The following is a 23,272-nucleotide window of genomic DNA, read 5'->3' as shown; positions in this document are numbered from 1 at the left end:
CCGGGCCAGACTCGCGTCTTTCGCAGCGGAGAGGGGCGGGAATCCGCTTTGACGCCCTTTCGGGGCGGGGGAAGCCACGCGAGACCGTTCCGGAAGCCGTCCGGCCGAACCGCGGCGCGACCTTAGCGCTCCATCCTGTCGCCCGACTGTCGGGGGCCGGAGATTTCTGCGGCTGGAATTCTTCGGGGGGAGGCCGTAAAGACGGTCTGGGGCTGGGGCGTAGACCGTTTGCGCGCCGGAGTTCGATAGCGCCGATGAGGCTCCTACTCATAGAAGACAGCGAGCGCCTGCGAGAGCTCGTGACCGAGGCGGTCCGCGCGGCCGGCTGGCGGATCGACGCGGTCGGCAGCATGGCCGAAGCGGAGGCCGCGACCGCGGTCGCCCAGTACGACGCGCTCCTGCTCGACCTCGGCCTGCCGGACGGCGACGGGGTCGAGCTGATCCGCGCCCGCCGCGCGGCGCGCGACCAGACCCCCATCCTCGTGCTCTCGGCCCGCGCCGGCGTCGACGACCGGATCGGCGGGCTCGACGCCGGGGCCGACGACTATCTGGCCAAGCCCTTCAACAGCCGCGAGCTGCTGGCGCGCGTCCGCGCTTTGATGCGCCGCGCGCCGCTGTCGGCGCAGCCGGTGCTCGAGGCCGGCCGGCTGCGCTTCGACCCCGCGGCCGGCTCCGCCTTCTGCGGCGACGAGCCGGTGAAGCTGTCGCCGCGCGAACGCGCCCTGCTCGAAATCCTGATGCGCAACGTCGGGCGCGTCGTCACCTCCGGCCATCTCGAGGAGGCGCTGTCGGAGTTCGAGGGCACGACGAGCCGCAACGCCGTCGAGCTCGTGCTGTCGCGGCTTCGGCGCAAGCTCTCGCCCTTCGACGTCGGGGCCGCGATCGAGACCGTGCGGAGCGTCGGCTACCTGCTGCGCGAGGTCGGGTGACCGCCAGGCCGTCGCGGCCCGAGACGCTCGGCCGCGTCGTCGCCCGGCGGATCGTGCTGTTCGCGCTCATCGCCATGGTGGCGCAGTCGGCCTGGATGCTGTGGCGCTATCTCGGCGACCCCGACCATATGGCCGACCATCTCGTCGACATGGAGGTCGACGCGCTGTCGGAAGGCGTCAAGCTGCGCGACGGGCAGGTGACGTTCGAGCTGCCGCCCGGGCTCGCGGGCCGCTATGGCGGCGCGGCGACCGGCTACGCGGCGAGGGTGCGCGGGCCTGACGGCGCGACGCTGTGGCGAAGCTGCGACGAGGCCTGCATCGCCAAGGCGTTTCCGATCGACGAGCCGCTCGCCTCCTCGTGGATGCGGCGCAACGACAGCGGCTACCCGCTGTCGGTCAAGGGCGGCCACGAGGTTCTCGTCGGCGGGCGGAGCGTCTATGTCGAGGCGGCGATCGACGAGGATCCGGACGGCGTCGTCGCCAACGTCATCATCGCCGAACTCGTCGAGGAGATGCTCCTGCCCACGGGCGTCGCGCTGGCGTTTGCGATCGGCGCCTCGCTCTATTCGATCGGGCGCTCGCTCGCGCCCGTCTCGGAAGCCGCCCGGGCGGCCGGGGGGCTCGACCCGCTCGGGCCGATCGTGCGGCTCGACGCCGAAGGCATGCCGCTCGAGGTCGCGCGCTTCGTCGACGCGGTGAACCGAAGCTATGGGCGGGTGCGCGAGCTCGTCGCCGCGCAACGGCTGTTCACCGCCGCCATCAGCCACGAGATCCGCACGCCGCTCGCGGCGATTCGGCTCGAGCTCGAGCGCGTCGACCATCCCCGCGCCCGTCGCGCGACCGCGGAGCTCGACGAGCTCGTGGCCTTCGTCGAGCAGCTCACCGCGCTCGCCCGCATCGAGGCCGCCGACCGGCCGGTCACGGCGCCGGTCGACCTGACGGCGGCGCTGCGAGAGGTCGTCGCCGGCGTCGCCCCCTGGGTGTTCGACAAGGGCGCGACCATCGCGCTCGTCGAGGATGGGGCCGCCGCCGTGAACGGCGACGAGCGCCTGATCCGCAACGCGGCCCGCAATCTCGTGGAGAATGCGGTGAGGCACGGCGGAAAGGGCGTAGCCGTGACGGTGCGGGCGGGGCCCGGCGCCGCCTTCTCGGTCGAGGACGACGGCCGCGACGCGCCGGCCGCGGAGGAGATCGCCGCCCCCGGCCAGGCCCGCCTCGGCGACGGGCTCGGGGTCGGCCTCGAGATCGTGCGCCGTATCGCGGCGATGCACGACGCGCGGTTCGAGATCGCGCCGCTCCCCCCGCGCGGCGTCGGCGCGCGGTTGCTGTTTCCCGAGGCCTCGGCGGCGCCGCGCAGGACGACGTGACCCTCCGGCCGTAGGACAGGACGCCGCATACGCAGTTTCACGAACTGCGGCGGGATCACGTTCCCGTCATTCCAAAGCGCCCCGCGCATGGGGCGCTTTGGGGGGCGACATGAAAAGACTTCTCACTCTCGCGGCCTGCGCCGCGGTTCTCTCGGCCGCCGCGCCGTCGCGCGCCGACGAATCCGTCCAGCAGCTCGTCGACATCCTGCGCGCCCAGTCGGCCGAGAAGACCGCGGTCAAGGAACGCTTCACGCCGGCCGCGGGCGTGAAGGTGTCCCAGGTCCAGATCACCGTGAAGATCAACATCAGGTCGGACATCCCGGCCGACGCCAAGCCGACCTGCTCGGGCTACCTGCTGCACAACAACAGCAACAACGTCTCCTTCCAGGAGAACGCGACGATGATCAGCACCCGCAAGGGCGCGACGGCGACCTGCGTCCTCACCATCCCGTTCGCCTGGCCGGACGCGAACCTCGCAGGGATCGTCTACGCCAACGCCAGCATCTACTGGGGCGCCGGCCAGTCGAGCGGCCTGATCAACCGCAGCAGCTCCCGCTCCGCGGTGCCGCTCCCGATGCCGCCGGAAGGCGGGACGGCGAAGACGAGCCTCGACTTCACGCTCTGATCGGAATGCTGGCTGGCTGGGCTCAGCCCGGCCAGCCCTCGATCCTGAGGCCGCTCGCGGCCTCGGCCTCCTCGCGCGACACATGGCGCTTCGGCTCGGCGAAGGTCCAGACATGGCCCTGCGGGTCGCGCGCCTGATAGACGCGATCGCCGTAGAACTGGTCGGACGGCTCCATCAGGATCTCGGCGCCGGCCTCGCGCGAGCGCGCGCAGTGGGCGTCGACGTCCTCGTCGAGATGGACGTGGAGGATCTGGGTGCAGCGCCCGCCGACGGAAGCCGGGCTTGCGGTGAAGTCGGCCCATTCGGAGCCGACATAGACCAGCCCGCCGCGATGGCGCATCTCGGAATGGACGATCGCGCCGGCTTCGTCGCGGATCACCATCACGCGCTCGAAGCCGAAGGCCTTTTCGAGCCAGTCGAGCGCCGCGGCGGGATCCGCGTAGAACACGGCGCTCGCCAAGGCCGGGCGGCGGAACGGATCTTCCATGACGGCTCCGTATGGTCGGACGTCGCTTAGAGCCCGCGCACCTTCGCGGCGGAGTCCAGGAAGCCCTTGGTGGTGGCGAACAGCTCCGGCACCTCGAGCAGGAAGGCGTCGTGGCCCTTGTCGGTCGCGATCTCGACGAAGGAGACGTTGGCGGCCGCGGCGTTGAGCGCATGCACGACCTGCCGAGACCCTTCGGTCGGGAACAGCCAGTCCGAGGTGAAGGAGACGACGCAGAACCGCGTCTTCGTGCCCTGGAAGGCGCCCGCGAGCGTGCCGTCGGCCGCGAGGTCGAAATAGTCCATCGCGCGGGTGACGTAGAGATAGGAGTTCGCGTCGAAGCGCTCGACGAAGCTCGCGCCCTGGTGGCGCAGGTAGCTCTCGATCTGGAAATCGGCGTCGAAGCCGAAGGTGCGCGCGTCGCGGTCCTGCAGGTTGCGGCCGAACTTGGTCTGGAGCGCCGGCTCCGACAGATAGGTGATGTGCGCCGCCATGCGCGCGACCGCGAGGCCCTTGCGGGGCGTCGAGCCCTCGACGAGATAGCGGCCCTGCCGCCAGTCGGGATCGGCGGTGATGGCCTGGCGCCCGACCTCGTGGAACGCGATGTTCTGCGCCGAGTGCTTGTGCGCGGTCGCGATCGGCAGCGCGCAGAACACGCGGTCTGGATGGCGCGCCGCCCATTGCAGCACCTGCATGCCGCCCATCGAGCCGCCGGCTACGCAGAACAGCGACTCGATGCCGAGATGGTCGATCAGCATCGCCTGCGCGTCGACCATGTCGCGGATGGTCACGAGCGGCAGGTCGAGGCCGTAGGGCTCGCCGGTCGCGGGATTGGTGCTGGCCGGTCCCGTCGTGCCCATGCAGCCGCCGAGCACGTTCGAGCAGATGATGAAGAACCGGTCGGTGTCGATCGGCTTGCCGGGCCCGACCATGGTGGTCCACCAGCCGGGCTTGCCCGTGACGGGACTGACGTTCGCCACGTGCTGGTCGCCGGTCAGCGCGTGGCAGACCAGGATCGCGTTCGACTTCTCCGCGTTCAGCGTTCCATAGGTCTGGTAGGCGATGCGCAGGCCGGACAGGCTTTGGCCCGACTCGAGCGTGAGCGGCGCCGCGAATTCGGCGACGAGCGAATGCGGCGCGTCCGCCTCGCGGCGGGCGGCGGCGTTCGTTGAAAGCTCGATGGTCGCCTCGTTCATGGCGCCAAGGGTGAAGCGCCCGGGGGCGTTCCTGTCAATCATGGAAGGCGCGGACCCACGTGTCGGCGCGCCAGCGGCGCTGTCACGGCCCGTTCAGCACCGCGGCGCAGGCGGCCGGCATCTTGGCGAGCGTGAGCGGCGGCGCGGGCTTCGGCGGAACCTTGGGCGGGCGCGGGAACAGGCGGCCGGGCGTGAACCACCAGTCGAGCGCCTTGCCGCAGCCGTCGCCGGGCACGACGTCCGCCTGGCTCTTGCACGAGGCGTCGCTGCCCGAGCAGCCGAGCCGGATGTGGGTGTGGTAGTCGTGGCCCCAGACCGGCCGCACCTTCTGCAGCCAGGCCCGGTCGTTCCCCGCGTCCATGCAGAGCCGCCGCTTGATCGCCGGGTTGATCAGCACGCGCTCGACCTCCGGGTCGGTGGCGAAGATCTTGATGATCTGCAGCGTGTTCTTCGTGTAGTAGGCGTTGAGGTCGGTGCGGTTCTCGGCCACGAGATTGGTCGACATGATCTGCTCGCGCGCCTGCATGTTCATCTCGGCGGTCGGCATCGGGCGCAGCCACACGTCGACGTCGAGGCCGATCTGGTGCGAGGCGTGGCCCTTCAGCATCGGGCCGCCGCGCGGCTGCGACATGTCGCCGATGAGCAGGCCCGGCCAGGACGTGTTGGCCGCCACCTTCTTCGAGATGCGCTGGATGAACGAGACGAGCTTGGTGCGGCCGTAATAGCGGTTTCGCGAGGGCCGCATCACCTGCCAGGTCGCGCCCGAGAGCGGCAGCGCCTTGGCCCCCGCCATGCAGCCGTTCGAGTAGAAGCCGATCGACTCCTCGCGGCCCTGGCTCGGTTTTTCGACGCGGCCGAACAGCTCTTTCGCAGGCGTGCCGGGTCCGACGGATTTGAGCGCCGGCACCGCATAGCCCGGCGGCGTGATGTCCTGCGCGGCGACCGGCGCTGACATCGTCAGGGCGAAAGCGGCGCACAGGCGAACTGCGCGCTTCGAGACGCCGCTTCGCGGCTCCTCAGCATGAGGATTCGCGGCGCGCTGCGCGAAACGCAGAAACTTCATCCTCGACATCCCTCATGCTGAGGAGCCGCCCGCAGGGCGGCGTCTCGAAGCACGCAGTCGGCCTCGACCAGCCTCATCCGCGCGCCTCCGACGCCCGACGCTCGATCGCGTCCCAGGTCGCGGCCGCGGCGTCCGGGCCTCCAAGACGCTTCACCGCGCGGATGCCGGTCGGGGAGGTCACGTTGATCTCGGTCAGAAATCCGTCGATCACGTCGAAGCCTACGAAAATCAGCCCGCGCCGCTTGAGCTCGGGTCCGATGGTCTCGCAGATTTCGCGTTCGCGCGAGGACAATTCGGCGGTGTGCGCCGCTCCGCCGCGGATCATGTTGGAGCGGAGGTCGCCCGCCGCCGGAACGCGGTTGACCGCGCCCGCGAACTCGCCGTCCACCATCAGGATGCGCTTGTCGCCCTTGGACACGTTCGGCAGGAACTTCTGGACCATCCAGGGCTCTCGGAAGCTCGTGGAGAAGAAATCCAGCAGCGAGCCGTAATTGAGGTCGTCGCTCGTGAGGCGAAACACCGCCGAGCCGCCATGGCCGAACAGCGGCTTCACGACGATGTCCTTGTGCTCCTCGCGGAAGGCCGCGACCTCGGCCTTGTCGCGGGTGACGAGCGTCGGCGGCATCAGGTGCGCGTAGTCGAGCACGAAGATCTTTTCGGGCGAGTTCCGCACCTGAACGGGATCGTTGACCACCAGCGTGTTCGGATGGACGCGCTCCAGCATGTAGGTGGTCGAGACGTAGAGGTTGTCGACCGGCGGATCCTGCCGCAGCAGCACGACGTCGATTTCGCTTGCGACGTCGACGCGGGTCTCCTCGCCGAGGCTGGCATGGTCGCCGACCACATCGCGCACCTCGCAGGGGCGGACGCGCGCATGGACCTGCTGGCCGGTCTGGCTGAGGCGGTCGGGCGTGTAGACGGCGAGTTCGTGGCCGCGCGCCTGAGCCTCCAGCATCAGCGCGAAGGTCGAGTCGCCTGCGATGTTGATCCGTTCGATCGGATCCATCTGGACGGCGACGCGGAGCTTCATGGGGACCGGATCTCTTACAGGCCGAAGGCGTTCGGCACGCGCTGCGGAAGCCGGCCGGGAACCACCAGCACGACGTCGAAGCTGACGACATATCTGGCGAATTCGGGCCGCTTCGCAAGGAAGGCTTCGGCGCCGCGGCGGATGCGGGCCTGCTGGCGCGGCGTCACCGCCTCGGCCGCGTCTCGAAACGTCGAGCGCGCCTTGACCTCGACGAAAGCGAGCGTGCGGCCGCGCAAGGCCACGACGTCGACCTCGCCCACGCCCGCCGACCAGCGCCGGGCGACGATGCGCCAGCCGGTGAGGCGCAGCAGCCAGACGGCGCGCGATTCGGCCGAGAGGCCGAGCCGGAAGGCGCGGATGCGCTCGGGCGCCGCGGCCACGGATCAGTCGGACTTCGCAAGGTCGAGCGCGCGGGCGTAGACCTCCCGCCGCTTGACGCCCGTCGCGGCCGAGACCTCCGCCACCGCGTCCTTGAGCGAGACCCGCTTCAGCGCCGAGACGAGCGCCGCGTCGAGATCCTGCGCCTGCGGGGCCGCCTCCTCGCCGGGCGGTCCGACCACCAGCACGATCTCGCCCTTGGGCGCGGGCTCCTCGGCGAGCTGCGCCGCGAGTTCGGCGAGCGTTCCCCGCCGCACCTCCTCGAACCGCTTGGTGAGCTCGCGCGCAAGCGCGGCCTCGCGGGGGCCGAGGCCGTCCGCGAGATCGGCCATGGCGGCCGCGACCCGCGGGCCGGTCTCGTAGAACACGAGCGTCGCGGGAATGCGGACGAGCTCCGCGATCCGCGCCTGTCGCGCGCCCTGCTTGGGCGGCAAGAAGCCTTCGAAGAAGAACCGGTCGGTCGGCAGCCCCGCGACCACCAGCGCGGTCAGCGCCGCCGAGGCGCCGGGCGCGGCGACGACATGAAAGCCGCCGACGATCGCGTCCCTCACGAGCTTGTAGCCAGGGTCCGAAATCAGCGGCGTGCCGGCGTCGCTGACGAGCGCGATCCGCTCGCCCTCGGCGAGCCGGGCGAGCACGCGCGGCCGCATCTCGGCGGCGTTGTGCTCGTGATAGGGCTGAAGCTGCGTCGAGATCCCGTAATGACTCGTCAGCTTGCGGGTGACGCGGGTGTCCTCGCACAGAACGAGGTCCGCGGCGGCCAGCGTCTCGAGCGCCCGAATGGTGATGTCGGCGAGCGCGCCGATCGGGGTCGCGACGACGTGAAGGCCCGGAGCGAGCGCGCCCGGCGACACCCGCGAGCCCGCAAGGACGTAGCCGCGAGCTTCGGGAGGTCGACGATCGGACGGGTCTTCGGAAGCCGGGCGAGGGCTCGCGGGCCTTGGCATGGGTGCGCTCGTCTTGTACTCAACGGCGAAGTCTATCGGGCCAAGCCTGCGGCGCAAACCGGCCGCGCGGCTCCCGGGACTGACCATCGGGGCGGTGTCTTCGCCGGTCGCCATCGGGGCGGCGACCGGTCGAACTGGCGGTGGCGGTAATGTTTCTCAACTGGCGACCGATGTGGCGCGGCGCGATCGTCGCAGGCCTGTGCGCGTTCGTCGCGGCCTGCGACTCCGACAGCGGCATGGACCGGGCGGCGCTCGACCCGATGCCCCAGGCCGCCCCGACGCCGCAGGTGGAGTCCAAGCCGCTCGACGCGGTGGTGGGCCAGGGAGCCGTCAAGGTCGCGCTCGTGCTGCCGCAGAGCGCGGCCGGAAACGCCGGCGCGGCCGCGCAGTCGATGCGCAACGCCGCCGAGCTCGCGCTCGCGGAATTCAACACGCCCGACATCCAGCTCGTGGTGAAGGACGACGGCGGCACCGCGCAAGGCGCGCGCGCGGCCGCGACCGCGGCGACCGACGAGGGCGCCAAGCTCGTGCTCGGGCCCCTGTTCGCCCATTCGGTCGCGAGCGCCGGCCAGGTCGCCAAGCAGCGCAACGTGCCGATGCTCGCCTTCTCCACCGACCAGAACGTCGCGACCAACGGCGTCTTCCTGCTGAGTTTCATGCCGGAGTCCGACGTCCAGCGGATCGTCTCCTACGCGGTCGCGCAGGGGAAACGCTCCTTCGCGGCGCTGCTGCCCGAGACCGGCTACGGCTCGGTTGTCGAGGCCGCGTTCCAGACGGCGGTCGCCAAGGCCGGCGGGCGCGTGGTGGGTCTCGAGCATTACTCGTCCGACAAGACCAAGATGTCGGAGGCGATCGCCCGGCTCTCGAGCGCCCTGCCCCAGGCCGACGCGCTCCTCATCCCCGACTCGGCCTCGGACGTCCAGACCGTCGTCGGCATGCTGGCGACCAACGGCGTCAACCTGAAGCGCCTCCAGCTGCTCGGCACCGGGCTTTGGGACGATCCGGCGATCGCGCGCGACGAGAGCCTTTCTGGCGCCTGGTACGCAGCGCCCGACGACCGCAACTACAAGAACTTCGCCGAGCGCTACCGGGCGAAATACGGCTCTTCGCCGGTGCGCACCGCCTCGCTCGCCTATGACGCGACCGCGCTCGTGGCCGCGCTCGTGAAGACCCAAGGGGCGGGCGCGCTGACCTCGGACACCTTCGTCAATCCGTCGGGCTTTTCAGGCGTCGACGGCGCGTTCCGGTTCAAGTCTGACGGCGGCAACGAGCGCGGGCTCGCGGTCTACAAGGTGCAGCCCGGCGGCGCCGTGATGGTGAGCCCGGCGCCCACGAGCTTCTCCGGCCAGACCGCGCAGGCCTCGCCGCCGGTTGCGCCGGGCCAGAGCGAATGACCACCTGAGAGTGTATGACTGGTATGCCATAAACGTAATGGTGCGGGAGGCCGACTCGGCTCAGCGTCCCGCGCCATGGCATACGTCATCACATACGGCCCTCTGGGCCATGAGCTGGAAGCCTCCTGCGAGACGGCGACGCAGGCGGTCTCGATCCTGACCGATCTCGTCCAGCGCAGCGAGAAGGCCATCATGGTCTCGATGCACGAGACCGGGGCCTTCGCGCTCGATCTGCTGCGCACGCTCGCCGATCACGAGCAGAGCGACGCGCCAGCCCAGGACCGCCTCGCGGCGCTCTGAGCCTCACCAGATCCGCGTCACCGAGAACCCCGCCTGCCGGATGAGCTGGACGAGGCCTCGGTCGCCGGGAAGGTGCAGCGCGCCGACAGCGATGAAGGCCTCCCCGGAGCCGAGCAGCGGCAGAGCCCGCTGCAGCATGCTGGCGTTGCGGCGGGTGATGAAGGACGAGATGAACTCGGCGTAGCCGTCGACGTCGAAGGCGCCCGCCCAGTCGGGCCCGCGCATCGCCAGCAGATAGCCGATCCGGCGGGTCGAATAGAGCCCCATGATGGTGCTCTCGACGTCTTCCGGCTTCAGCCCCTTTTCGGTCGCCTCGCGCATCATCCGGAGCGCGACCTCGTCGGGGATCGAGGCGAGCGCTTCGACCTGCTCGGCCGGCGTCTCGAGCCCCGTCAACCGCGCCCCCTGCTCGACCGCGAGCCGCTCGATCCGCGCGTCGGCCGTCTCGGTGTCGACGCCGGCCGGCGGCGGGCCGCAGCGCGAGCGCGACAAAGCGAGCGCCAGATACCAGGGCTGCAGCTGCTCGGCGACCGGCGCGGGGATGCCGGCGCGCGCGATGCGCTCCTCGACCTGCGCGCGCAGGTCCGGCGACAGCGCGCCGAGCGAGTCGCCGCCCGGCCGGAAACTGCGATTGGCCACGAGCCGGCGCAGCTCCGCCGCGACCCGGCGCGTGCTCGCGCCCGGAAGCTCGGTCGCCACGATGCGAGAGCGGCGCAACGCGGCGAGCACAAGCTCGTCGAACGACTTCGCGATCGCCTCGCTCGAATGCATCGTGCCGAAGAGATAGGAGGGCTTCGAGCCCCGGCCTTCGACGCGCCACAGCAGCCCCTGGCCGTTGGCGACCGCGCGCGCCGAATTCTCGAACCGGGCGAAGCCGGCGGCGTCGCTCGTCTGCAGGGATTTGACGAGGTCGACGCCGACGCAGTCGGCCGCCCGCAGCACCGGCGCCTGGGTTTGATCGCTCGGGGCGGGGCCCGCCGAGGGGCCGGTCTCGCGCCAGCTTCCGGCCTGCATCGCGGGAGCCGCGGGCTGCTGTCCGCCCGCGAGCGCGGGAGCGGCGGAAGCCAAGGCGAGCGCGATCGCCAGGAGCGTCGTGCGGCGCGCCCGGCGTCGTCCGGCCCCGTCGAGCTCGACCGTCGCAACCGCCATCGGCGCGGATGATGCGCCGCGCCGCGCCGCTCGCCAACCGGAATTTCGGACGGGCAGGATCCCGTCCACGGACCGCTTGGGCCCGTGACGATCGTCAGGTCGAGACGACGGTCTTCAGGCGGCCTCTTCGTCGGCCGCGCCGAGATCGCGCCAGCCGGCCACGGTCGAGTCGGCGTTCATCTCGTAGATGATCGGCGCGCCGGTCTTGAGCTCGCGCTTGAGAAGCTCGTCGGGGGTGAGACGCTCGAGCGTCATGATGAGCGCGCGCAGCGAGTTGCCGTGGGCGGCCACCAGCACGGTCTCGCCGTTCAACACGCGCGGCAGGATCTCGCGCACGAAATAGGGAAGCGACCGCGCGACCGTATCGCGCAGGCTCTCGCCCCCGGGCGGCGGCACCTCGTAGGAGCGGCGCCACATCAGCACCTTCTGCTCGCCCCAGGTCTTGCGGGCGTCGTCCTTGTTGAGGCCGGTGAGCTCGCCGTAGTCGCGCTCGTTCAGCGCCTTGTCCTCGATGGTCTCGAGGCCCTTCTGGCCGAGCGCGTCGAGCATCAGCTGGCAGGTGCGCTGGGCGCGCTTGAGCTTCGACGTGAAGGCGACGTCGAAGACGAGACCCTCGGTCTTCAGCAGCTCGCCGGCCGCCTTGGCTTCCTCGACGCCCCGCTCCGTAAGGTCCGGGTCCTTCCAGCCAGTGAAGAGGTTCTTCAGATTCCACTCGCTCTGGCCGTGACGGACGAGGACGAGGCGACGCTGCATCGAGAAGCTCCAGGGGCAAAGGCCGGGGAAGGCGCGGGCGGGCGCTGTCCGCTCCCTTAGCGCAAGTGCGAAGAGAATGCGACGTCGCTCGACGTCAGCTCCGGTCGAGACCGAGCACGTCCGCCATGCCGTAATGGCCGGGCTTGGCGCCCTTGCCCCAGAGCGCGGCCTTCACCGCGCCGCGGGCGAAGATCATCCGGTCCTCGGCGCGGTGGCCGAGCTCGACCCGCTCGCCGGGCCCGGCGAGGATCACCATGTGGTCGCCCACCACGGTGCCGCCGCGCAGCGTCGCGAAGCCGATCGTCCCCTCGACCCGCGCGCCGGTATGGCCGTCGCGGACCCGCACGGACTGTTCGGCGAGGGCGACTTCCCGGCCCTTGGCCACCGCCTCGCCGAGCAGCAGGGCGGTGCCCGAGGGCGCGTCGACCTTCATGCGGTGGTGCATCTCGACGATCTCGACGTCCCACTCCGGCCCGAGCGCGCGCGCCGCCTGCCGGGCGAGGCCGGCCAGAAGGTTGACGCCGAGGCTCATGTTTCCGGAGCGGATCACGACAGCGTGGCGCGCGGCGGCGTCGAGGCGCTGCAGGTTCGTCTCCGACATGCCCGTGGTGCCGATGACATGGACGATGCGGGCCTGCGCGGCGAGCTCGGAGAGCGCGACTGTCGCGTCCGGGACCGTGAAGTCGATGACGCCCTCGGCGGCTGCGACCAGCGGCAGCGGATCGTCGGTCACCGCGACGCCGAGCGGCCCCACGCCGGCGAGTTCGCCCGCATCCTTGCCGATGGCGTCCGAGCCCGCGCGCTCGAAGGCCCCGGACAGCTCGGCTCCCTCGGTCTCCGCGATCGCGCGGATCAGCGCGCGGCCCATCCGGCCGGCGGCTCCGGCGACGACAAGGCGCATGGGCATGGCGACTGGCTCCGTACTTCGCGGCGTGGCGCGCCCTCATAGCAGGGGGATGGGTCGTGGAGCGAGAGAAGAGGAGCGGGCTCCGGGTCTCCCTCCCCTGGGACAGGGGAGCGTTAGGGTGGGGTGCGCTTCAGGAAGGGGCGCAGTCGCCGCGTCATCGAGCAGGACGGCGGCGCACTAGGCCCTGCGACCCCACCCGTCACGCCGCTCCGCGGCGCGCCACCCTCCCCTCTCCGAGGGAGGGAGGAAGGAAGGAAGGAAGGAAGGAAGGCTGGTCGCGCGCAGGCCCGCCGCCCCTGTTGATTTGAATCATTCTCATTCGAAACCGTTGAACTTTCCGAGCGCCGATTGATTCCGCCTCGGCCGAGCGTCAAGGAAATCACGCCTCGTGTGGCCTCAAAGGTCCGCAACCGCGCGCGGCGTGGGGAGGCGCGGACCCAAGGCCACACCCGATGACCGCACGTCTTCTCGCCGGCGCCGCCGCGCTTCTCGCCAGCGCCCTCGCCGCCCCGGCCTTCGCCGCGGAGGTCAACGTCTACACCACCCGCGAGCCCGGCCTGATCAAGCCGCTGCTCGACGCCTATGCGGAAAAGACCGGGACCAAGGTCAACACCGTCTTCGTCGAGAAGGGGCTGGCCGAGCGCGTCGCCGCCGAAGGCGCGAATTCGCCGGCCGACATCCTGATGACGGTCGACTTCGGCAACCTGATCGACCTCGTGGACAAGGGTCTTGGCCAGAAGGTCTCGTCCTCGACGCTCGACGGCGCGATCCCCGCCGCGTTCCGCGATCCGGGCGGCCAGTGGTACGGCCTCTCGATGCGCACCCGCGTCGCCTATGTGGCCAAGGAGGACGCCGCGGCCGCCAAGGGCCTCACCTATGAGAACCTCGCCGACCCGAAGTGGAAGGGCAAGGTCTGCATCCGCTCGGGCCAGCACCCCTACAACACCTCGCTCATCGCCGCGATGATCGCCCGCGACGGGCGCGACGCCACCAAGGCGTGGCTGCAGGGCGTGAAGGCGAACCTCGCCCGCAAGCCCGCCGGCGGCGACCGCGACGGCGCCAAGGACATCGCCGCGGGCACCTGCTCGGTCGCGATCGGGAACTCCTACTATGTCGGGCTGATGCGCTCGGGCAAAAGCGGCCCCGAGCAGCAGAAATGGGCCGACGCCATCGAGGTCGTGCTCCCGACCTTCAAGAACGGCGGCACCCACGCCAACGTCTCGGGCGCGGCGGTCGCCAAGAACGCCCCGAACAAGGACGAGGCGGTGAAGCTGCTCGAATATCTCGTCTCCGACGAAGCTCAGGGCATCTACGCCAAGGCGAACTACGAATACCCCGTGAAGGCCGGCGCCCCGGTCGACCCGATCCTGGCGGCCTTCGGCGCGCTCAAGATCGACGAGACCCCGTTGGTCGACATCTCGAAGAACCGCAAGGACGCCGCCGCGCTGATCGACGAGGTCGGCTTCGACAGCTGACCTTGTCCGGCTGGTGGGGCTCAGGTCGCTCGGACGCCGTCATGCCCGGCGGAGCCGGGTATCCACGACTTGGGCGCCCACCGCGCTTTACGAGCAAGTCGTGGATACCCGCGAAGACGCGGGCATGACGGTGGAGCTTTGGCTTCGATGACGCGGGGCTGGCTGATCGCAGGTTTCGGCGCGGCCGCGCTCGCGCTCGCGCCGGTCCTGGGGCTCGCGGGACTGGCGGCGCAGGGCTCGGGCGAGCTCTGGCCGCATCTCTGGTCCTTCGTTCTGCCCCAGGCCGCGAAGGAGACCACGACGCTTCTCCTCGGCGTCGGCCTCGTGGTCTCGATCGTCGGCGTCGGGACCGCATGGACGGTCGCGGCCTTCCGGTTTCCGGGCCGCGGCCTCTTCGAATGGGCGCTGCTGCTGCCGCTCGCCATGCCGGCCTATGTGGCGGCCTTCGCCTACGCCGACCTGCTGCATCCGCTCGGCCCCGTGCAATCGGGGCTGCGATGGCTGCTCGGCTTTTCGAGCCCCCGCGAATTCCGCCTGCCCGACATCCGCTCGATGGGCGGCTGCGTCCTGCTGCTCGGCGCGACCCTCTACCCTTACGTCTACCTCACCGCCCGCGCGACCTTCGCGATGCAGTCCGCGGCGGTGCTCGAGGTTCCGCGCACGCTCGGCGCCGGCCCGCTGCGCGCCTTCTTCACCGTGGCGCTGCCGCTCGCCCGTCCCGCCATCGCGGTCGGCGCGGCGCTTGCGCTGATGGAAGCGCTGAACGACGTCGGCGCGGCGGAGTTCCTCGGCGTGCGGACGCTCACCGTCTCGGTCTACTCCACCTGGGTGAACCGCTCCTCCGTCGAAGGCGCGGCGCAGATCGCGCTGATGATGCTGGCGCTCGTCGTCGCGCTCGTCGCGCTCGAACGCTGGGCGCGGCGAAAGCAGCGCTCGATGAGCTCCGCCCGGCAGGGCCGCCGCGCGAGCCCCCGCGAGCTCGGGCCTCTGGGCCAGGCGCTCTGCGTCGCGATCTGCGCGGCGCCGGTGCTGGTCGGCTTCGGAGCGCCTGCGCTTCATCTCGCCGGCGAGGCCTTCGCCCGCGTCCGCGCCTTCGGCATGCCGCCGGAACTCTTCCGGGAAGCCGCCAACAGCTTCGCCTTCGCAAGCCTCGCCACCGCCGCAGCCGTCGCGCTCGGCTTCGCGGCGGCCTATGCGGTCCGCGTCTGCGGCGCGCCGGCCCGGCCGGCGCTGCGGGCCGCAGGCGTCGGCTACGCGATGCCGGGCGTCGTGGTGGCGGTCGGCCTGCTGACGCCGCTCGCGGCCTTCGACAACGCCGTCGACGGCTTGGCGCGCGAGTGGCTCGGCGTCTCCACCGGCCTGCTGCTGTCGGGCTCGGGCGCGGCGCTGATCTACGCCTATGTGGTGCGTTTCCTCGCGATCCCCGCGGGCGCGATCGAGGCGGGGCTGGCGCGCATACCGACGAGCCTCGACGACACGGCGCGCAGCCTCGGCCAGACCCCGACGGGCGTCGCGTGGCGCATCCACGCCCCGCTGGCCGCGCCCGCGATCGGGGCCGCGGCGCTCTTGGTCTTCGTCGACTGCATGAAGGAGCTGCCCGCGACGCTGCTGCTGCGACCGCTCAATTTCGAGACGCTCGCGACCCATGTCTATGGCGAGGCGGCGCGCGGGTCCTACGAGAGCGGCGCGGTGGCGGCGCTCGCGATCGTGATCGTGGGTCTGGCGCCCGTGGCGCTCATCGCCAAGGCGAGCGGACGCGCGGCGGTGGCGCACGCGGCGGCCGGTCCCGCACAAGCAGCCGCGCCGGAACCTGCGTAACCATTCTGCGCGGCCATCTGTCGCCGTCATCCCTTCTGATGACGACATTTCGGCCTAGAATGATTATGAACTCGCCCAGGATGGGACGTTCGATGAGTTACAACGACGTTTTCCGCCGTGCGGTCGAACAGCTGCACACCGAGAAGCGCTATCGCGTGTTCGCCGACCTCGAGCGACGAGCAGGCGACTTTCCGCGCGCCACCTGGCATGCGCCCGAGGGGCCGCGCGAGGTCGTGGTGTGGTGCTCCAACGACTATCTCGGCATGGGCCAGCATCCGAGCGTGATCTCGGCGATGACCGAGACCGCCGAGAAGGTGGGCGCAGGCGCCGGCGGCACGCGCAACATCGCGGGCACCAACCATCCGCTCGTCCTGCTCGAGCAGGAGCTCGCCGACCTCCACGGCAAGGAGGCGGGCCTCGTCTTCTCTTCCGGCTACGTGTCGAACGAAGCCTCGATCTCGACCATCGCGCGGCTGATGCCCGACTGCCTGATCCTGTCGGACGCGCTGAACCACGCCTCGATGATCGCCGGCATGCGCGGCTCGGGCTGCGCGCGCAAGATTTTCCAGCACAACGATCTCTATGACCTCGAGCGCCTGCTGAAGGAAGCCGGCCGCGACCGGCCGAAGCTGATCGCCTTCGAGAGCGTCTATTCGATGGACGGCGACGTCGCGCCGATCGGCGCGATCTGCGACCTCGCCGAAGAACACAACGCCATGACCTATCTCGACGAGGTCCACGCGGTCGGCATGTACGGTCCGCGCGGCGCCGGCATCGCCGAGCGCGACGGGGTGATGCACCGCGTCGACGTCATCGAGGGCACGCTCGCCAAGGCCTATGGTGTGATCGGCGGCTACGTCACGGCCTCGCAGCCGGTGGTCGACGCGATCCGCGGCTATGCGCCGGGCTTCATCTTCACCACCGCCATGCCGCCGGCGATCGCGGCCGCGGCGCGCGCCTCGGTGGCGCATCTCAAGAGCAGCCAGGCCGAGCGCGACCGTCACCAGCGCCAGGCCAACCAGACCAAGCTCGCGCTCGCGGGCCGCGGCCTGCCGGTGATGGCGTCCGAGACCCACATCGTGCCGGTGCTGGTTGGCTGCCCGGAGAAGGCCAAGGCCGCCTCCGACATGCTGCTCGCCGACCATGGGATCTACATCCAGCCGATCAACTACCCGACGGTGCCGCGCGGCACCGAGCGGCTGCGCATCTCGCCCTCGCCGCTCCACGACGACGCGCTGGTGCGCGATCTCGCGGACGCGCTCGACGCGGTGTGGTCGAAGCTCGACCTGCCGCGCCGCTACCAGGCGATGGCCGCAGAGTAAGTAAGGCCGCAACGCCGCAGAGGCGCTCGAGCCCCCGCCGGTCATCCCGGGCCTGTCCCAGGATCCAGAACCGACGCGCTCCGGGATTCTCAATCCACCGTTCCGGTTCCGGATCCCGGCTCTTCGGCCGGGATGACGGGCGCCGCCGCCCGCTCAAAACGCCGGAGGCAGTCGCGTCAGGCGGATGGGGCCGAGCGACAGCCGCCCCTTGTCGAGCTTCAGCCGGTAGGTGGTGGCGGGCTTGCCGTCGAGCTCGGCGGGCTTGCCCAGCAGCTTCGCGCCGACCCCGAACAGCGACGACAGCCCGCCCTTCTCCTCGCCCGCGAAGGACTGGACGAGACTGTCGACGCCGCGCGCGGTGACGTCGAAGCGGCCGTTCGCCCGACCCTCGACGTCGAGCTGCGCCTCGCCCTTGGCCTCGGCGGCGACGTCGCCGCGCGAGATCTTCAGCAGGTCGACGCGCGCCCGTCCGCCGGCCTCGGCGAAGCGGCGCAGACGGTCGGGGAGCGATCCCGGATGCAGATCCTCGAGGCCGCTCGCGCGGATCTGGAGTTCGGCGGCGACGGGTCCGGAGCCGACCGGCGCCGCGTCGAAGAACGGCGAGACCGCCTCCTCGAGCGCCGCGGCGAGGTCGTAGGTGCCGCGCTCCGCGTCGGGCGCGCGGCGCAGATGCGCCTCGAGCGCCTTCGCCGTCCCGACCTCTTCGCCGCCCATCGTCAGGCGCGGGGTCTCGACGCGCAGCGACGCCTGCTCGACCGTCCTTCCCTCGACCCGCGCGCTTCCGCGCGCGTCGGAGAACGACAGGTCGATCCGCGTCCCGTCCGGCGCGGTTCCGGCCACCGGGCCGTGGAGAATTCCGATCAGGCGCTTGGGATCATAGACCTGCGCCAGCGCGACGAATCGCGGGGCGGTCGCGGCGATCTCACCGCCCTCGGCCGCGAGCCGGACGCTGACGTCGCGGCAGTCGACCTCGATCCGGAACGGGAAGCCCTGAATGTCGCGGCCGCCGCAGGCGTAGGTCCGGCCGAGCTTCGCCTCGCGGGCGAGCCAGACGTCGATCGCCTCGCCGGCGCGGCCCGCGGCCCAGAACCAGAAGCCCGTCCACGCCGCGCAGCCGACGAGCAGCAGCAGGGTGGGCGCGAAGAGGCGCCAGCGCCCGCGGCGCGGGCCGGGTGATGGGGCGGCGTCCGTCATCGCGTGGTGGACCTCGATGCTGCGGCGCGGCGCCGACCTTGCCGGACCCGCGCGGGGCTGGTACCCGAGACATGCGGGTCGGCCGCCGTCAAGCGCCCGCCGATTCGCGCCGGTTGAGCGACCGATGACCGACAGCGGAATACCGACAGACATCGATCTCTGGGTGTTCGCCTATGGCTCGCTGATGTGGCGGCCAGGCTTCGAGGCGGCCGAGCGCTCCTGCGCCACCGTCGACGGCTATCATCGCGCGCTCTGCATCGAATCCCATCGCCATCGCGGCACGCCCGAGCGTCCCGGCCTCGTGCTCGGGCTCGACGAGGGCGGTTCGTGCTGCGGGGTGGCGTTTCGCGTCGAGGCGGCGCGCGTCGCCGACACGCTCGCTTATCTGCGCGAGCGCGAACTCGTGACGCGGGTCTATCTCGAAACGATGCTGCCGGCGAAGCTGCAGGACGGGCGCACGGTCGAAGCGGTCGCCTATGTGGTAGACCGCGACCATCCGCAATATGTCGGGCTGCTGTCGCCGGAGGAGACGCTGGAGCGCGTCGCGGGGAGCGTCGGGCTCGCAGGCCCAAACCCCGATTACGTCGTGAACACCGCTCGGGAGCTCGACCGGCTCGGCGTCGGCGATCCGACCTTGTCTTGGCTCGCGGCGGCGTTGACGGTCAGCACAGAGGAATAGGCCTGCGTGCCGCTGACGAGATCCTCGAGCGCCTCCTTGCGGCGCTGGGGATTGGCCGCGAGCAGGTGGACATGGGCTTCGAGCTGCGCGGCGGGCGAGAGCATGAGTCCCGGGAGCAGGTCTCCGCTCTGGCCGGCCCAGACGATCTCGCGGCCGCCGCCGGGCTCGATCGCGACGAGCAGGACGATGGCGCCTTCGACGCGCATCGCGTCGCCGAGCGGCATGACGGTAACGAGATAGCGGCGGCCCGAGCGCCCGCGCCAGATGCGGTAGCGATCCTCGAAACCGCCTTCCCGGGCCACAAGCGCAAGGCCGTCGTCTTCCGGCGACACGGCCTCCGGCGAAGCGGCGGCGAGCGCGTCGATCTGACCTTCTTCGGACTTGCCCTCGATCATACGAATCACCTTCACGGCAACCCTACTCAAGTAGGGACACTATAATTGTCGAAAGTCAAATTATCGATAGAATACAAATGCGCGATTCAATTGCGCTTTCCGTACCTTGCTTCCGCCACCAACGCCTCAGTCGCGGTTTCGATCCTCTGGCGCACCATTTCCTGAAACGCCACGCGGTCGAGACCTGCGGGGATAGGATCGAGAAATTCGATCACGGCCCGTCCCTGGCGGCGCGCGATCGTGCCCTTGGGCCAGAACACGCCCGCGTCGATCGCGACCGGATGGCAGGGCAGGCCGAGCCGCTCGTAGAGATGGCCGACGCCCAGCTTGTAGCGCGGCGCCTCGCCGACCTTGCGGCGCGTGCCCTCCGGATAGATCACGATCTGCCGGCCGTCGGCGGCCGCCACCTTGGCCTGCTCGATGATCTGGACGAGCGCCTCGCTCCCGGCCTTCCGGTCGATCGCGATCATCTTCATGCGGAGCAGGAACCAGCCGAAGAACGGCAGCCAGGTGAGTTCGCGCTTCAGCACGAAGGCGGGGTCGCTGAGCGACGGCATCAGGCCGAAGGTCTCGAGCGCGGAATGGTGCTTGGCCGCGACGAGCGCCGCGCCCTTCGGGATGTTCTCGACGCCGCGGATCTCGAGGTCGATGCCGACCAGCGCGCGCAGCAGCTTGAGATTGGCGCGGCACCACCAGTCGGCGACCGAGATCGCGACGCCGCGCGGCAGGATCAGCACGAACGGTCCCGTCACGAGCGCGACCGCGCAGACGAGCGCCGCCATCGCGACGTTGAAGACGACGACGCGCTTGCGCACGGTCTTGCCGGCGCGGGGCGCGCCGGGGGCGTAAGGCTCGACGGCGGCGTCGGGCTCTGCGGGAAGGATCGCGCTCAGGAGCGGGCGGCCGGCTCAGCCGGTCCCTGCACGGTCTCCGCCCCGACAGGCGCCTTGGCGAGGCGCGGCGCGAGCCGGACCCTGACGAGCGCCGCCACATACTTCACATATTCGCCGGCGAGCAGGCGCGCGGTGTCCAGGTCCCGCCACCAGTGCTCGCCCTTGAGGCGGTCGGTGACGACCGCATAGGGGATCAGTTCGACGTTCGGCATTTCACGCGCGAGCTCCATCATCGTGCGGGGCATGTGATAGCCCGAAGTCACCACGATGAGCGAGCGGAAGCCGTGGCCCACCGCCCAGCGGCGGGTCTCGACCGCGTTCCCCGCGGTGTTGAGCGCGCGCCGGCCGAGATCGACGCAGCAGCGCGCGAAAGCGGCGTAATCCGGCTGGGCGCGGGCGAGCTCCCGCTCGGTGGTTTCGGGATGGACGCCGGAGATCAGCAGCCGCTTGCCGCGGCCCGACGCCAGCAGGCGCAGCGCGTCCGACAGCCGCTCCGCGCCGCCCGTCAGCGCCACGATGCCGTCGCCGGCGGCCGGCGTCGACTGTTCGGCGCCCGGCACCAGCTGCACGAAATGCAGGAAGCCGGCGAACATCAGCGCCGCGCAGCCGCCCGTGATCACGGCGAGCGTCGCCAGCGCCCTGCGGAAGGGCGAGGCGTCCGGCCCGCGGGCCGGCTCCGTCGGTATGCTGTCAGACCGGGTCGCCATCGTCGCGATGTCGCTTCGAGCCTCCAGAGTGCGCCTCGCCGGACGCGGCGTCCAGTCGCCGCCGACGAGATGCAGGTTCAGTCCATGGCGCGCAAGGTCTTGTAGACCGTGAGCCGGGACGTCGCGGCGGTGAGGCCTGCGACCACGAATGCGAGGACGGCGACGCCGAGATAGGCCGACAGGCCGATCTCGAACGAGCCGAAGAGCGCGTCCATCTGGTCGACGGTCGCGCTGCCGACCCCCTGGGACGCCGTCATGCCGGCGGCGAAGAAGGTCGCGATCGCAGCGCCGCCGCCGACGAGCGCGCCCCGGAGCCCGAGCCGCAGGAAGCGGTTCTGGAACTGTCCGGCGATGTAGCTGTCGCGCGCGCCTACGAAATGCAGCACCTGCACGATGTCGCGGTTCGACGCCATCGCGCCGCGCGTCGCGAACACCACCGAAAGCGCGGTCGCGACCAGCATCAGCGCGAGAATGCCGATGCCGAGCCACACGACGGCCCGGGCCATCGCCACCAGCCGGTCGAGGAAGCGGCGATGGTCGTCGAGCGTCGCGCCCGGCGCCTCCTGGGCGAGCGCCTGCTTCAGCCCGTCGGCGTCGAACGCCTGTTCGGCCGAGAGCTTGAGCACCACCAGGCGCGGGATCGGCAGGTCGTCGAGCGCAAGGCCCGAGCCGAGCCAGGGCTCGAGCAGGCGCGCGGTCTCGTCCTTCGAATAGGTCCGCACCTCCGAGACGCCGCGCGTCGCGCGCGCCAGCCGCTCGACGGTCGCGGCCTCGACGTCGAGGTCGCGGCCCTCCGCCGGCCGGATCTGCACAGTGGTCTCGCGCACGACGTCGCGCTCCCAGGCGTCCGCCGCCCCGAGCGTGAGGTCGACGGCCCCGAGCGTCAGCGAGGCGAGGTAGGTCATGATCGCGATGACGATCAGCAGCGTGCGGCCCGAGACCGAAGACGACGGCACGATCGGCCCGAGCCTGCGGTTCTGCCGCGACGCGGGCTTGCCGGCCGGCCGGGCGGCGGGTGACGCCTTCGAGGACGTGGGGGAGGCGCTCATTCGTAGACGTGCAGCCGGCCGTCATGCAGCACGAGGCGCCGCGCGTCGACGAGGTCCATGAGGGCGATGTCGTGGGTCGCGATCACGACCGACGTGCCGGATTTGTGCAGCTCGACGAACAGCCGGAGGATCCGGCGCGCGAGCTGCGGATCGACGTTGCCGGTCGGCTCGTCGGCGAGCAGCAGCTCGGGCTGTCCGACAAGCGCGCGGGCGATCGCCGCGCGCTGCTTCTCGCCGCCCGACAGAACCAGCGGCAGCGCGTCGAGCTTGTCGCCGAGCCCGACCCAGCCGAGCAGCTCGGTCACCTCGGCGCGGTAGCTCGCCTCCTCGCGGCCGGAGACGCGCAGGGGAAGCGCGACGTTCTCGTAAGTCGTCATGTGGTCGAGCAGGCGGAAATCCTGGAACACGACGCCGACGCGGCGGCGCAGGGAGGGAAGATCCCGGGGCGGCAGGGTGACGATGTCTCGCCCGAACACCTTCACGAGGCCGCGCGTCGGCTTCAATGCGAGGAACATCAGGCGCAGCAGCGACGTCTTTCCAGCGCCCGACGGGCCCGTCAGGAACTGGAACGAGTTCGGCTCGATGGAGAAGGTCAGGTCGCGCAGGACCTCGGGCCCCAGCCCGTAGCGCAGACCGACATTCTCGAAACGCAGCATGTGACGCGTCCTTGGCCTCCGGCGAAACCGGCTCCGACCGTTGTGGCGCGGAGATTTTAACGAGCCATTAACGATAAAGTGGCGTGGTCGTCGACGGCTCGAGCGCGCGTGGCGACATGCGTCCGCGCCGATCTTCGCCCAGTGTCCGCTTCCGAGACCGACGAAACCGCCGATGCTGACGTCGATCACCTGTCCTTCCTGCGAGGCGAGCTACCGGGTTCCGGCCGACAGGCTTGGCGCCGGCCGCAAGGTGCGCTGCCAGCGTTGCCGCGACGAATGGTACGCGACGCCGGACCACGAGACGGCGCCGGTCGACGCCCCGGAAGCCGCGGCGGAGGCCGAGATCGAAACCGAGGCTCCGGCCGTCGTCGCGCAGCCCTTGGAGGCGCCGGTCGTCGTCGTGACGGCGCCTGAACCCATTCTCAGCCTCGAAGAAGCGAGCGAGATCGAGGTGATCGAACGCCCCGAGCGGATCGACGGGGCCGCGCCGAAGCCGGCGCGCGGCGCTCCGCGGGGCGTCGGCGGGTATCTCGCCCGTCGTCGCCGGACGAGCGCGGCGGGC

The 23,272-nt window shown here is 70.8% G+C and carries 25 protein-coding genes; 10 read left to right on the top strand and 15 right to left on the bottom strand.

The features are described from left to right. The first annotated feature begins 254 nt into the window (after positions 1–254). The 3 genes from ACFOWB_RS24370 to ACFOWB_RS24360 all read left to right on the top strand — a co-directional run bounded on the left by ACFOWB_RS24370 (position 255) and on the right by ACFOWB_RS24360 (position 2,921). Positions 255–929 carry a response regulator transcription factor gene (locus tag ACFOWB_RS24370; RefSeq protein WP_261405294.1) on the top strand — a complete coding sequence of 225 codons (675 nt, stop codon included), beginning with the start codon at positions 255–257 and terminating at the stop codon, positions 927–929. Then, on the top strand, positions 926–2,296 hold the full coding sequence (locus ACFOWB_RS24365) for a sensor histidine kinase (RefSeq protein WP_261405295.1): 1,371 nt from the start codon (positions 926–928) through the stop codon (positions 2,294–2,296). Before ACFOWB_RS24370 ends, ACFOWB_RS24365 begins: the two co-directional genes overlap by 4 nt. 109 nt (positions 2,297–2,405) lie before the next feature. Next, on the top strand, positions 2,406–2,921 hold the full coding sequence (locus tag ACFOWB_RS24360; RefSeq protein WP_261405296.1) for a hypothetical protein: 516 nt from the start codon (positions 2,406–2,408) through the stop codon (positions 2,919–2,921). Positions 2,922–2,943: 22 nt separating this feature from the next. Here the strand turns inward: ACFOWB_RS24360 and ACFOWB_RS24355 are convergent, their stop codons facing one another. The 6 genes from ACFOWB_RS24355 to rsmI all read right to left on the bottom strand — a co-directional run bounded on the left by ACFOWB_RS24355 (position 2,944) and on the right by rsmI (position 8,019). Then, positions 2,944–3,408 carry a VOC family protein gene (locus ACFOWB_RS24355; RefSeq protein WP_261405297.1) on the bottom strand — a complete coding sequence of 155 codons (465 nt, stop codon included), beginning with the start codon at positions 3,406–3,408 and terminating at the stop codon, positions 2,944–2,946. 26 nt (positions 3,409–3,434) lie between these two features. After that, positions 3,435–4,601 (bottom strand): homoserine O-acetyltransferase MetX, encoded by a 1,167-nt coding sequence (gene metX / locus ACFOWB_RS24350; RefSeq protein WP_261405722.1) that lies wholly within the window; start codon positions 4,599–4,601, stop codon positions 3,435–3,437. Between the two features lie 82 nt (positions 4,602–4,683). Next, a complete protein-coding gene (gene mepA / locus ACFOWB_RS24345) occupies positions 4,684–5,556 on the bottom strand; it encodes a penicillin-insensitive murein endopeptidase (protein WP_378150035.1) in 873 nt (290 codons plus the stop codon). Positions 5,557–5,737: 181 nt separating this feature from the next. Beyond that, on the bottom strand, positions 5,738–6,694 hold the full coding sequence (gshB, locus tag ACFOWB_RS24340) for a glutathione synthase (RefSeq protein ID WP_261405298.1): 957 nt from the start codon (positions 6,692–6,694) through the stop codon (positions 5,738–5,740). Positions 6,695–6,708: 14 nt separating this feature from the next. Further along, positions 6,709–7,074 carry a YraN family protein gene (locus tag ACFOWB_RS24335; RefSeq protein WP_261405299.1) on the bottom strand — a complete coding sequence of 122 codons (366 nt, stop codon included), beginning with the start codon at positions 7,072–7,074 and terminating at the stop codon, positions 6,709–6,711. A gap of 3 nt (positions 7,075–7,077) precedes the next feature. Next, a complete protein-coding gene (gene rsmI, locus ACFOWB_RS24330) occupies positions 7,078–8,019 on the bottom strand; it encodes a 16S rRNA (cytidine(1402)-2'-O)-methyltransferase (protein ID WP_378149901.1) in 942 nt (313 codons plus the stop codon). A 149-nt stretch (positions 8,020–8,168) separates the two neighbouring features. On the opposite strand from rsmI, the gene ACFOWB_RS24325 reads away from it, so the two are divergent. Continuing rightward, complete coding sequence (locus tag ACFOWB_RS24325) at positions 8,169–9,413, top strand: penicillin-binding protein activator (protein ID WP_378150033.1); 1,245 nt, start codon at positions 8,169–8,171, stop codon at positions 9,411–9,413. 75 nt (positions 9,414–9,488) lie between these two features. Next, on the top strand, positions 9,489–9,713 hold the full coding sequence (locus tag ACFOWB_RS24320) for a hypothetical protein (RefSeq protein ID WP_378149899.1): 225 nt from the start codon (positions 9,489–9,491) through the stop codon (positions 9,711–9,713). A gap of 3 nt (positions 9,714–9,716) precedes the next feature. On the opposite strand, the gene ACFOWB_RS24315 is transcribed toward ACFOWB_RS24320, so the two are convergent. The 3 genes from ACFOWB_RS24315 to dapB all read right to left on the bottom strand — a co-directional run bounded on the left by ACFOWB_RS24315 (position 9,717) and on the right by dapB (position 12,516). Then, the gene (locus ACFOWB_RS24315; protein ID WP_261405303.1) at positions 9,717–10,862 is read right to left on the bottom strand and encodes a TraB/GumN family protein; all 1,146 of its coding nucleotides are present in this window, start codon (positions 10,860–10,862) and stop codon (positions 9,717–9,719) included. A 114-nt stretch (positions 10,863–10,976) separates the two neighbouring features. Continuing rightward, complete coding sequence (locus ACFOWB_RS24310) at positions 10,977–11,615, bottom strand: 2,3-bisphosphoglycerate-dependent phosphoglycerate mutase (protein WP_261405304.1); 639 nt, start codon at positions 11,613–11,615, stop codon at positions 10,977–10,979. 94 nt (positions 11,616–11,709) lie between these two features. Continuing rightward, positions 11,710–12,516 (bottom strand): 4-hydroxy-tetrahydrodipicolinate reductase, encoded by an 807-nt coding sequence (gene dapB / locus ACFOWB_RS24305; RefSeq protein ID WP_261405723.1) that lies wholly within the window; start codon positions 12,514–12,516, stop codon positions 11,710–11,712. A gap of 458 nt (positions 12,517–12,974) precedes the next feature. On the opposite strand from dapB, the gene ACFOWB_RS24300 reads away from it, so the two are divergent. The 3 genes from ACFOWB_RS24300 (at position 12,975) to hemA (ending at position 17,137) form a co-directional block, all read left to right on the top strand. Next, complete coding sequence (locus ACFOWB_RS24300; RefSeq protein WP_261405305.1) at positions 12,975–13,997, top strand: Fe(3+) ABC transporter substrate-binding protein; 1,023 nt, start codon at positions 12,975–12,977, stop codon at positions 13,995–13,997. A gap of 147 nt (positions 13,998–14,144) precedes the next feature. Next, on the top strand, positions 14,145–15,815 hold the full coding sequence (locus tag ACFOWB_RS24295) for an ABC transporter permease (protein WP_261405306.1): 1,671 nt from the start codon (positions 14,145–14,147) through the stop codon (positions 15,813–15,815). 92 nt (positions 15,816–15,907) lie between these two features. Further along, the gene (gene hemA / locus ACFOWB_RS24290; protein WP_261405307.1) at positions 15,908–17,137 is read left to right on the top strand and encodes a 5-aminolevulinate synthase; all 1,230 of its coding nucleotides are present in this window, start codon (positions 15,908–15,910) and stop codon (positions 17,135–17,137) included. Between the two features lie 153 nt (positions 17,138–17,290). Here hemA and ACFOWB_RS24285 read toward each other — a convergent pair whose 3' ends face one another. Further along, positions 17,291–18,331 carry a DUF2125 domain-containing protein gene (locus ACFOWB_RS24285; RefSeq protein WP_261405308.1) on the bottom strand — a complete coding sequence of 347 codons (1,041 nt, stop codon included), beginning with the start codon at positions 18,329–18,331 and terminating at the stop codon, positions 17,291–17,293. A 124-nt stretch (positions 18,332–18,455) separates the two neighbouring features. Between ACFOWB_RS24285 and ACFOWB_RS24280 the strand changes: the two genes are divergently transcribed. Then, on the top strand, positions 18,456–19,010 hold the full coding sequence (locus ACFOWB_RS24280) for a gamma-glutamylcyclotransferase (protein ID WP_261405309.1): 555 nt from the start codon (positions 18,456–18,458) through the stop codon (positions 19,008–19,010). Here ACFOWB_RS24280 and ACFOWB_RS24275 read toward each other — a convergent pair. The 5 genes from ACFOWB_RS24275 to ftsE form a co-directional block, all read right to left on the bottom strand. Continuing rightward, the gene (locus tag ACFOWB_RS24275; protein WP_261405310.1) at positions 18,911–19,420 is read right to left on the bottom strand and encodes a hypothetical protein; all 510 of its coding nucleotides are present in this window, start codon (positions 19,418–19,420) and stop codon (positions 18,911–18,913) included. The two genes, ACFOWB_RS24280 and ACFOWB_RS24275, sit on opposite strands and share 100 nt — an antisense overlap. Before the next feature lie 71 nt (positions 19,421–19,491). Then, positions 19,492–20,220: a lysophospholipid acyltransferase family protein gene (locus ACFOWB_RS24270; protein ID WP_261405311.1), complete on the bottom strand. Its 729-nt coding sequence runs from the start codon at positions 20,218–20,220 to the stop codon at positions 19,492–19,494. A gap of 74 nt (positions 20,221–20,294) precedes the next feature. Beyond that, the gene (locus tag ACFOWB_RS24265) at positions 20,295–21,005 is read right to left on the bottom strand and encodes a YdcF family protein (RefSeq protein ID WP_378149893.1); all 711 of its coding nucleotides are present in this window, start codon (positions 21,003–21,005) and stop codon (positions 20,295–20,297) included. A gap of 77 nt (positions 21,006–21,082) precedes the next feature. Then, positions 21,083–22,054: a cell division protein FtsX gene (locus tag ACFOWB_RS24260; protein ID WP_378149891.1), complete on the bottom strand. Its 972-nt coding sequence runs from the start codon at positions 22,052–22,054 to the stop codon at positions 21,083–21,085. After that, positions 22,051–22,710 carry a cell division ATP-binding protein FtsE gene (ftsE, locus tag ACFOWB_RS24255; protein WP_378149889.1) on the bottom strand — a complete coding sequence of 220 codons (660 nt, stop codon included), beginning with the start codon at positions 22,708–22,710 and terminating at the stop codon, positions 22,051–22,053. Before ftsE ends, ACFOWB_RS24260 begins: the two co-directional genes overlap by 4 nt. Before the next feature lie 172 nt (positions 22,711–22,882). Between ftsE and ACFOWB_RS24250 the strand changes: the two genes are divergently transcribed. Further along, positions 22,883–23,272: MJ0042-type zinc finger domain-containing protein (locus ACFOWB_RS24250; protein WP_378149886.1), on the top strand; the 390-nt coding region annotated here is incomplete at its 3' end.

Source organism: Chenggangzhangella methanolivorans, assembly GCF_042648545.1.
GTDB lineage: Bacteria > Pseudomonadota > Alphaproteobacteria > Rhizobiales > Methylopilaceae > Methylopila > Methylopila methanolivorans.
This window is presented reverse-complemented; position numbering and strand designations above follow the sequence as displayed.